The sequence below is a fragment of the Georgenia satyanarayanai genome (assembly GCF_023715365.1).
GTDB classification, from domain to species: Bacteria; Actinomycetota; Actinomycetes; order Actinomycetales; family Actinomycetaceae; genus Oceanitalea; species Oceanitalea satyanarayanai_B.
Genome location: NZ_JAMBNZ010000012.1, coordinates 101285 through 110084 on the forward strand (window position 1 = coordinate 101285; position 8800 = coordinate 110084).

9 protein-coding genes are annotated in these 8800 nt (G+C 69.4%); 5 read left to right on the plus strand and 4 right to left on the minus strand.

The window, feature by feature from the left end; genetic code table 11:
• Positions 1-2: 2 nt before the first annotated feature.
• Positions 3-1580 (plus strand): depupylase/deamidase Dop, encoded by a 1578-nt coding sequence (gene dop / locus M3148_RS14070; RefSeq protein ID WP_285884736.1) that lies wholly within the window; start codon positions 3-5, stop codon positions 1578-1580.
• Positions 1581-1763: 183 nt separating this feature from the next.
• Here the strand turns inward: dop and M3148_RS14075 are convergent, their stop codons facing one another.
• A complete protein-coding gene (locus M3148_RS14075) occupies positions 1764-2402 on the minus strand; it encodes an HD domain-containing protein (RefSeq protein ID WP_251305334.1) in 639 nt (212 codons plus the stop codon).
• A gap of 101 nt (positions 2403-2503) precedes the next feature.
• Here M3148_RS14075 and M3148_RS14080 point away from each other — a divergent pair, with 101 nt between their 5' ends.
• Complete coding sequence (locus tag M3148_RS14080) at positions 2504-3481, plus strand: GlxA family transcriptional regulator (RefSeq protein ID WP_251305335.1); 978 nt, start codon at positions 2504-2506, stop codon at positions 3479-3481.
• Between the two features lie 184 nt (positions 3482-3665).
• Positions 3666-4034: a DUF5655 domain-containing protein gene (locus M3148_RS14085; protein ID WP_251305336.1), complete on the plus strand. Its 369-nt coding sequence runs from the start codon at positions 3666-3668 to the stop codon at positions 4032-4034.
• A 142-nt stretch (positions 4035-4176) separates the two neighbouring features.
• On the opposite strand, the gene M3148_RS14090 is transcribed toward M3148_RS14085, so the two are convergent.
• Entirely contained in the window at positions 4177-4791 is a 615-nt protein-coding gene (locus tag M3148_RS14090) for a recombinase family protein (RefSeq protein WP_251305337.1), read from the minus strand.
• A gap of 148 nt (positions 4792-4939) precedes the next feature.
• Between M3148_RS14090 and M3148_RS14095 the strand changes: the two genes are divergently transcribed.
• Positions 4940-5173, plus strand: a complete 234-nt coding sequence (locus M3148_RS14095) for a ribbon-helix-helix protein, CopG family (protein WP_251305338.1) — start codon at positions 4940-4942, stop codon at positions 5171-5173.
• 371 nt (positions 5174-5544) lie between these two features.
• Here M3148_RS14095 and M3148_RS14105 read toward each other — a convergent pair whose 3' ends face one another.
• Positions 5545-6531 carry an aldo/keto reductase gene (locus M3148_RS14105; protein ID WP_251305339.1) on the minus strand — a complete coding sequence of 329 codons (987 nt, stop codon included), beginning with the start codon at positions 6529-6531 and terminating at the stop codon, positions 5545-5547.
• A gap of 83 nt (positions 6532-6614) precedes the next feature.
• Complete coding sequence (locus M3148_RS14110) at positions 6615-7460, minus strand: aldo/keto reductase (protein WP_251305340.1); 846 nt, start codon at positions 7458-7460, stop codon at positions 6615-6617.
• A gap of 165 nt (positions 7461-7625) precedes the next feature.
• Here M3148_RS14110 and M3148_RS14115 point away from each other — a divergent pair, with 165 nt between their 5' ends.
• Entirely contained in the window at positions 7626-8510 is an 885-nt protein-coding gene (locus M3148_RS14115; protein WP_251305341.1) for a helix-turn-helix domain-containing protein, read from the plus strand.
• Positions 8511-8800: the final 290 nt, after the last annotated feature.

The window sequence follows — 8800 nt, forward strand, 5'->3', positions numbered from 1 at the left end:
CGATGACCGTGCACCGGATGATGGGCATCGAGACCGAGTACGGGGTCCTGCAGCCCGGGCAGCCGATGGCCAACCCGATGGCCCTGTCGGCCGCCGTCGTCGTCGCGTACGCGCAGACGGTGGGCGAGGGCGCGACGGCGCGGTGGGACTACGAGGGGGAGGACCCGCTGGCCGACGCCCGCGGCTTCCGTCTCGACCGCGCTGCGGCGCACCCCGACCAGCTCACCGACTCCCCGGCCGAGCGGGCCGCGGCGCTGGGACGCTTCCACCGCCGTCGCCCGGGCGTGGACGAGCCGGCTTCCGCGGCGACGTCGCTCGTGCTGACCAACGGTGCGCGGCTGTACGTCGACCACGCCCACCCGGAGTACTCCAGCCCCGAGGTCACCGGCCCGCGCGACGCGGTGCGGTGGGACCGGGCGGGGGAGGAGGTCATGCGCCGCGCCGCCGCCGCGCTGGCCGCCGAGCCCGCGATGCCCGACGTCGCGCTGTACAAGAACAACGTCGACGGCAAGGGCCAGTCCTACGGGACCCACGAGAACTACCTCATGGACCGGGCGGTGCCCTTCGGGGACGTCGTCCGCTACCTCACGCCCTTCCTCGTCACCCGCCAGGTGTTCACGGGCGCGGGCCGGGTGGGTCTGGGGCAGCGCTCGGAGGTGCCGGGTTTCCAGCTCTCCCAGCGGGCCGACTACATCGAGAACGACGTCGGCCTGGAGACGACCTTCAACCGGCCGATCATCAACACCCGCGACGAGCCGCACGCCGACGCGTCGCGCTACCGGCGCCTGCACGTCATCGTCGGGGACGCCAACCTCCTCGAGGTGGGGACCTGGCTCAAGCTCGCCACCACTTCGTTGGTGCTGTGGCTGCTCGAGCAGGACGCCGTGCCGCTTTCCCTGGACGCGATGGCGCTGGACGATGCCGTGGCGGAGACGCGGCTGGTCAGCCACGACACGACCCTCACCCACCGGCTCACGCTCGCCGACGGGCGGCAGATGACGGCGCTGGAGATCCAGCGGGTCTACCTCGACGTCATCCGCGACGCTCTCGGCGACGACGTCGACGCCGAGACGCGCGCCGTGCTCGACCGCTGGGACTCGTTGCTCACCCGCCTGGGGGAGGACCCGATGTCCTGCGCCGCCGAGGTGGAGTGGGTCGCGAAGCTCCGGCTGCTCGAGGGCATGCGCCGGCGCGACGGCATCGGCTGGGACGACCCCCGCCTGGCTGCGCTCGACCTCCAGTGGTCCGACGTGCGCCCCGAGCGCAGCATCTACCAGCGCCTTGCCGCGTCCGGTGCCGTCGAGCTCATCGTCAGCCCGGAGGAGGTGACCGAGGCGGTCCACGCCGCCCCGGTGGACACGCGCGCGTGGTTCCGCGGCGAGACGATCCGCCGCTACGGCGCCGGGGTTGCGGCGGCCGGGTGGGAGTCGGTGGTCCTCGACGTGCCCGGCGAGGAGCACCTCGTCCGTCTTCCCCTGGCCGAGCCGGCGCGCGGCAGCCGCGAGCACGTGGGGGAGGCGCTGGACGCCAGCGCCGACGTCGCCACGCTCCTCGAGGAGCTCCGCCGCCGCCACGGCTGACGCTCTCCTCATCGAGAGCCGACTTGTTCACCGAGACATGCACGGTAGGGGGCGAACGATATGCGTCAGTGCGGCGCGTACGGGGATGTGGGACCAGAATCGGGCTGTGGGCCGTCTCCCCGTGGGTTGCTCTATTCGCTAACCCGGGAGGTTTCGCACTCCGGCCCTACCGGCAGGATGATGTCACTCTGGCCAGGCGGAGTTCTGGATGATCTCCACGAAGTTCATCCGCTCGAACCCGGGCTGGGTGTGGGCCAGGACGTCGGCCTTCACGTTGCCGAAGGTGGTGTGCGGGCGGTCCTTGAGGCCCTCGGCGAAGGAAGCGATGATCTGCTTCTTGAAGCCTGTGCGCGGGTGGGCCGCGACGACGGCCGCTCGCTGCTCATCGGTGATCGTGTCGTAGCCCATTCCTAAGACGTCCAGCTCTACGCCTCGGGTCACGAGGGCGACCTCGGGGGCCATGTGCAGCGGGATCTCGGGCGTGGTGTGCAGGGCGATGGCGTTCCACACCCGATCGGCCGCCTCGCCGTCGATGCCGTAGCTTCCGAGGAAGCGGCGGGCCTCGTCGGCGGCGTCGATCTCGAACCGCTGGTCGGTGCGGCGGTAGCGCTCGGTGAGGCCCAGGTCGTGGAACATCGTGCCGATGTACAGCAGCTCGGGGTCGTACTCGAGGCCGTCGCGCTGCCCCCGCAGTGACGCGAACAGGAACACGCGACGGGAGTGGTCGTACACGAGCTGGGTTGCCACGTCGCGCAGCAGCGCCGTCGCATCCTTGGCCATCGCGCTGTCGGGGATCTGGACACCGGCGATCATCTCGGTCATCGGGGCCGCCTTTCGAAGGGGAACGGGGTCTTCAACCATCGTGGCGCCTACTGCTACGGTCACGCCATGTCATTCCAGCCCGATACCCCTCGGTTTCGGACATGAAGCACCGCGTCGGGATTGTGGTGTTCGACGGGATGACGCTGTTGGACGCCAGCGGTCCGGCCGAGGTGTTCCACCACGCCGACCCGTCCGGTGAGCACTACGACATCACGTACGTTTCCCCGGCCGGTGGCACCGTGGTCGCCTCATCCGGGATGGCACTGGCGGGAACTATCGCGGCCGACGACATCGCCCCGGTAAACACAGTGTTGGTGGCCGGCGGTGGTCACCTGGCAGGCGGTCCGTTCGACGCCGCGCTCCTGGCTGCGGTGGAACGGCTCGTCGACGGCGCCCAGCGGGTGACGTCGGTGTGCACCGGCGCCTTTGTGCTCGCCGAGCTCGGCTACCTCGATGGGCGCCGCGCCACCACCCACTGGCGTCATGCCCACGTGTTGGCGCGGCTCTACCCGCGGGTGCAGGTAGAGCCCGACGTCATCCACGTCCGCGACGGGCGCTACCTCACCTCCGCCGGCATCAGTGCCGGAATCGACCTCGCCCTCGCACTCGTGGAGGCCGACCTCGGGGTAGACACCGCTCGCGAGACCGCACGCGAGCTGGTGATGTTCATGCAGCGCCCCGGAGGCCAGACACAGTTCTCCAGTGTCCTGCAAACCCCGCCCGCCCGGGCGCCACAACTGCGCTCACTCATGGACGCGGTGCTCGCCGAGCCCGCTGCGGAACACACGGTGGCCACGATGGCGACCATGGCCGGCGTCAGTCAACGCCACCTCCACCGGATGTTTCGTACCGAGCTCGGCACATCACCAGGGCGGTGGCTCGAGCAGGTCCGCGTCGACGTCGCCCGCACCCTCGTCCTCGATGGCCACACCCTCACGCGTGTTGCGCAGCTGTGCGGCCTCGGCAGCGACGAAACGCTCCGCCGCGCCTTCGCCCGGCACCTGGGAACAACGCCCTCCAACTACCGGGCACGGTTCAGCACAGCGCTTGACGGCACCTTTCCGGCGAAGGGTCCTTGAGCGGACTGCGCCGGCTGCGCGGCTACTCATGTCTTCACGAACCGCCTCGGTCAGCGCGGAGCGAGTGAGGTCACCGGCCGGCCGCTCATGACGCGGCTTGCCCACCCGCGTGCCGTCCAGGTGATCTCTCCTGGTCCTGCCTGGGCTGGTGGCCGGTGGCGCCTTGTGGATCTACGCTCGGGCGATGCGCGATGCGGCTGCTTCCCCGGAGGATCAGTTTCACGGCTTCCCCGAGGGTCTTGCGATCTGCCGTGCGGTCCAGGAGGCCGTGCACGCGATCGGCGAAGCGACGGTGAAGGTGACCAAGAGCCAGGTCACCTTCGGCCGCCGCCGTGGCTTTGCCTACGTGTGGCGACCGGGGCAGTACGTCAATAGTGATGTACCAGCGGTGCTCTCCATCGCGCTGCCGCGTGAACTGAGATCCGAACGATTCAAGGAAGTTGCTCATCCCTCAGCGAAGGTGTGGATGCACCACATTGAGCTTCACGAGCCCACGGAAGTGGACGATCAGATCGTCGAATGGCTTACCGAGGCGTACGCGAGCGCACGTTGACCACGGCACGGCCGCGCGCCGAGCCGCTGTGAGCGTCCCGGATGGGAACCACCCTCGGGGGGCTCTCCGTGGCTGCGACGGAGACCCGCTTGACGGCGTCCCGCGACGGAGCCGGTTGCGGGACGCCGGCAAGGTGGGGCGTTCAGCCTCGTGCCGACGCGGCGGCGAGCTGGGCCTTGGCTGCCAGCCGTTGGCGTTGGATGGCGCGATAGACGGTGGACCGACCAACGCCGAAGAGTTCGGCGACCTCGAGGGTGCTGTACTCACCGCTGTGGACGAGCGACACGAGATGTGCTTCCTGTTTACGGCTGAGCTTGGGCTGCTTGCCCTTCAACCGACCCTTGGCCTTCGCGACCTTCATGCCCTCGACAGTGCGCAGTCGGATCAGGTCGGACTCGAACTCCGCGACCATGGCCAGCACGTTGAACAGGAGACGACCAACGGCGTCGGTCGGGTCGTAGACGGACCCGCCGAGCGAGAGGCTGATCTGCCGGGCGGTCAACTCGTCCGCGATCGCCCGCGCATCGGGCAGGGACCGGGCAAGGCGGTCGAGCTTCGTGACCACCAGCGTGTCCCCAGCCCGACACGCGGCCAGGGCCTCGCGCAGGCCGGGGCGTTCTCGGTTGGTGCCGGTCAGGCCGTGATCGACATAGATGCGTTCTTCCTCGACGCCGAAGCTGAGCAGGGCATCGCGTTGCGCTGTGAGGTCCTGCTGATCGGTGGAGCATCGGGCGTACCCGACAAGTAGTGCGCTCATGGCGCACCTCCCCAAGGGATCGGCCCGGCCGCGCCACGAATGTGGTCGACTCGGGCGCCGGGCGGAGCCCGACACCACCAGCGGCTGCCTTTCCTTCTCGGTGCGCAAGTGCTTCCGGTGACCGCCTTTTCGTTATACGATTTTGGTCATGGTGAGCGAGGAGCAGATCCGGCAGTGGGCTCAAGAGGCTGAGACCGGGTATGACGCCCAGGAGTTGAAGCGCCGCGGCCGTGGTCGTCCGGGGCGGGGTGCAGAGCCGATGCAGGTCGTCGCTGTCCGTCTCACTGCCGAGGAGCTCGCTGCGGTCGACGCCATCGCCGAGCGCGAGCACATCTCGCGGTCCGAAGCTATCCGCAGGGCGTTGGCCGGCTTCGGAGCGTGAAGGTCCATGACAGTGCTCTCAAGCACGGCGTGCTTGCAGAGAACGCTGTTCAAGCGGCCGACTGGCCGCTCCGATGGAGCCACTCGAGGAGAGCGGGACTGCCCCCACCGCGAACTGCGACTCGGCTTCGACACCCACGCTCGCCTCCTCGAGACGGTCGTCCTTGTCTCCAGAGCAACGAGGAACTCGTCCTTCACGCGATGCCAGCCCGCAGGCAGTACTGGGACCTCCTGCCCTGAAGAGGTTCTCACCTCACCACAAGCGGATCCTTGAACGGACGTTTAGTTCCGCTAGTTCCAGCGGATCGTCACGGAGTGCCGCTTGGTGGTGTGCTGCGACAGCACGTGCTGCGTCGGCCGCAGCTGGTGGGGTCAGCGGTCGATCCATCTCTGCATGTGCTCGGGGTACCGGGCTCCCCGGATGTCTGCCTGGTCGGAGGCCTGGGTGAGCTCGGTGAGGTCCTCGGCCGTCAGCTCGAGTTGGGCGGCGCCGTTGTTCTCGGCGAGGCGGTGCACCTTTGTGGTTCCGGGGATCGGAACGATCGACGGGTGCTGTGCGAGCAACCAGGCGAGGGCGACCTGTCCCGCGGTGGCGTCGCGTCGGGCGCCGACGTCCCTGACGACGTCGACGAGTGCTTGGTTGGCGGCGCGGGCGTCCTCGGTGAAGCGCGGCAGGCTGTTGCGCAGGTCGCCCTCGGCGAATGTCGTGGCGGTGGTGATCGCGCCGGTGAGGAAGCCCTTGCCGAGCGGGCTGAAGGGGACGAACCCGATGCCCAGCTCGGTGAGGGTGGGCAGGATCTCGGCCTCCGGCTCGCGCCAGAACAGGGAGTACTCGCTCTGCAGTGCCGTGAGGGGCTGGACGGCATGGGCGCGGCGGATCGTTGAGACGCCGGCCTCGGAGAGCCCGAAGTGCTTAACCTTGCCCGCGGCGATGAGGTCCTTGACGGCACCGGCGACGTCCTCGATGGGGACCTGGGGGTCGACGCGGTGCTGGTAGAGCAGGTCGATCGACTCGACACCAAGGCGGCGCAGGGAGTCCTCGACGGTGGCGCGGATGTGCTCGGGCCGGCTGTCGAGACCCGTGGAGGTCGTGCGGTCGAAGGAGAACCCGAACTTGGTGGCGATGACGACATGGTCGCGGACAGGGGCGAGGGCTTCGCCGACGAGCTCTTCGTTGGTGAAGGGCCCGTAGACCTGGGCGGTGTCGAAGAAGGTGACGCCCTGGTCGACGGCGGCGCGGATGAGTGCGATGCCGTCCTGATGGTCGACGGCGGCGCCGTAGCCATGGCTCAGGCCCATGCAGCCGAGCCCGAGGGCAGAGACTTCCAGGCCGCTAGTGCCGAGAGTGCGCGTGATCATCGTCGTTCCTCCTGGTGGGGACGGGTAGGCGGGCCGGGCGCCGGGCGGATCCTGAGCCGCCTCGGCGCGGGAGCGGTGAGCGTTTAGCGGTTTCGGCGGTTGTTGAGGTAGTTGACCATCGCGGGGTCGCGGTGGTCGAAGGCGACGCTGACGCCGGTGTCGAGGGTGGCGATCGAGGCCATGTCCTCATCGGTGAGCTCGAAGTCGAAGACGTCGAAGTTCTCGGCCATCCGCTCCGGCCGGGAGGACTTGGGGATGACGACCCCTCCGCGCTGGATCAGCCAGCGCAGCGTGACCTGGGCGACCGACTTGCCGTGGGCCTCGCCGATCGCGGTGAGGACCGGGTCGCTGAAGATGCCGTTTTTGCCCTCGGCGAGCGGGCCCCAGGCCTCGATCTGCACGCCGCGCTCGGTCATGACCTGCTGGTCGCTCGTGCGCTGGTGGTAGGGGTGGGTCTCGATCTGGTTGACGGCCGGGGTGATCTCGTTGTGGTCGATGAGGTCCACGAGCCGGTCGGGGTGGAAGTTCGAGACGCCGATCGCCCGGATGGCGCCCTGACGGTGCAGTTCCTGCATGGCGCGCCAGGAGCTGTAGTAGTCCCCCAGCGGCTGGTGGATCAGGTACAGGTCCAGGTGGTCCAGCCCGAGCAGTCGCAGGGAGGTGTCGAAGGCGCGCTTGGTGCCCTCCTCCCCGCCGGAGTGGATCCACAGCTTCGTGGTGACGAACAGCTCGTCCCGCGCGATGCCGCTGGCCTTGATGGCGCGGCCCACGGCCTCCTCGTTGCCGTAGGAGGCGGCGGTGTCCAGGTGGCGGTAACCGGCGGCCAGCGCGTCGCTCACGACGCGCTCGGTCTCCTCCGCGGGCACCTGGAAGACGCCGAAGCCGAGGATCGGCATCTCGACGCCGTTGTTCAAGGTCACTGTCTGCATGGGTCCGTTCCTCCGGTGAGCTCTCGGCTAAGGCGAGCACCAGCACTGGCCGGCGCCCTCGTGTGCTTCCACTCCACCACCCGCCCACTGGGGCAGGAACGTCCTGCTTGTGGGTGTATTGGCAGTACGTGGCTACCGGGCCCTCGGGCTCGTACCGTCGAGGGCATGGACCAACGTGATGAGGTGCGTGACTTCCTCTCCTCGCGCCGTGCCCGGCTCAGCCCGACCGACGTCGGCCTGCCCGCAGGCACGGGACGACGCCGGGTCGCCGGGCTGCGCCGCGACGAGGTCGCCGTCCTGGCCGGCGTCTCCTCGGAGTACTACGCCCGCCTGGAGCGCGGGAACCTGGCCGGCGCCTCCGACGCCGTCCTGGACGCGATCGCGGCCGCGCTGCGGCTGGACGAGGCCGAGCAGCTACACCTGCGCAACCTTGCCCACGCCGCCAACCAGTCCACCCGGCGGCGCCGCACCCCGGCACCGCGCCCCGCGGTGCACGCCTCGATGCAGCGTGTCCTCGACGCGATGACCACCGTGCCAGCCTACGTGCGCGACTCCCGGATGGACGTCGTCGCCGGCAACGCCATGGCGCGTGAGCTGCTCAGCCCCGTCTACCGCTTCGCCCGGCACACCGGCACCCCACCCAACAGCGCCCGGTACGCCTTCCTCGACGCCTCGGCGCGCGACTACTACCCCGACTGGGCGCAGGTCACCCACGACTGCGTCGCAGCGCTGCACGGCGCCGCCGGCCACAACCCCTACGACAAGCCGCTGTCCGACCTCGTCGGTGAGCTGTCCACCCGCTCCGAGACCTTCCGCACCCTGTGGGCCACCCACGACGTGCGCCTGCACCGCACGGGTCTCAAGCGCCTGCGCCATCCCGAGGTCGGCGTCCTTGCCCTGGAGTACGACGTCATGGAACTCGTCCAGCACCCCGGCCTGGTCCTCATCGCCTACAGCGCCGCCCCCGGCACGCCCGCCGCCGACGGGCTGGCCCTGCTGGCGTCATTGGCCGCCACCCGCGGCGACGCGGTCACCACACCCGGCGGATGACCGCGCGCTCGACCAGCCGGCGGACGTTCCTGAGTGCCGGGCTGGCCCTCGGCGGGGCGACCCTGCTCACCGTGGCCGGTTGCGTGCCACAGGACACCGCCCAGAGCCCGCAGCCCTCAGCCGTGACTCCGACGCCCGATCGATGTGCGGGACATGAACGCTCCGCTGGCCATCAGGGCGCCGAGAGGAGGCGCTGAACCGCATCTGCAAGCTCCGCCACTGAACGCTCACCATTCAGCTCGACTGTCGCACCTCGCCGCAGCAACGGCTCGACTGTCTCGACGTAGTTC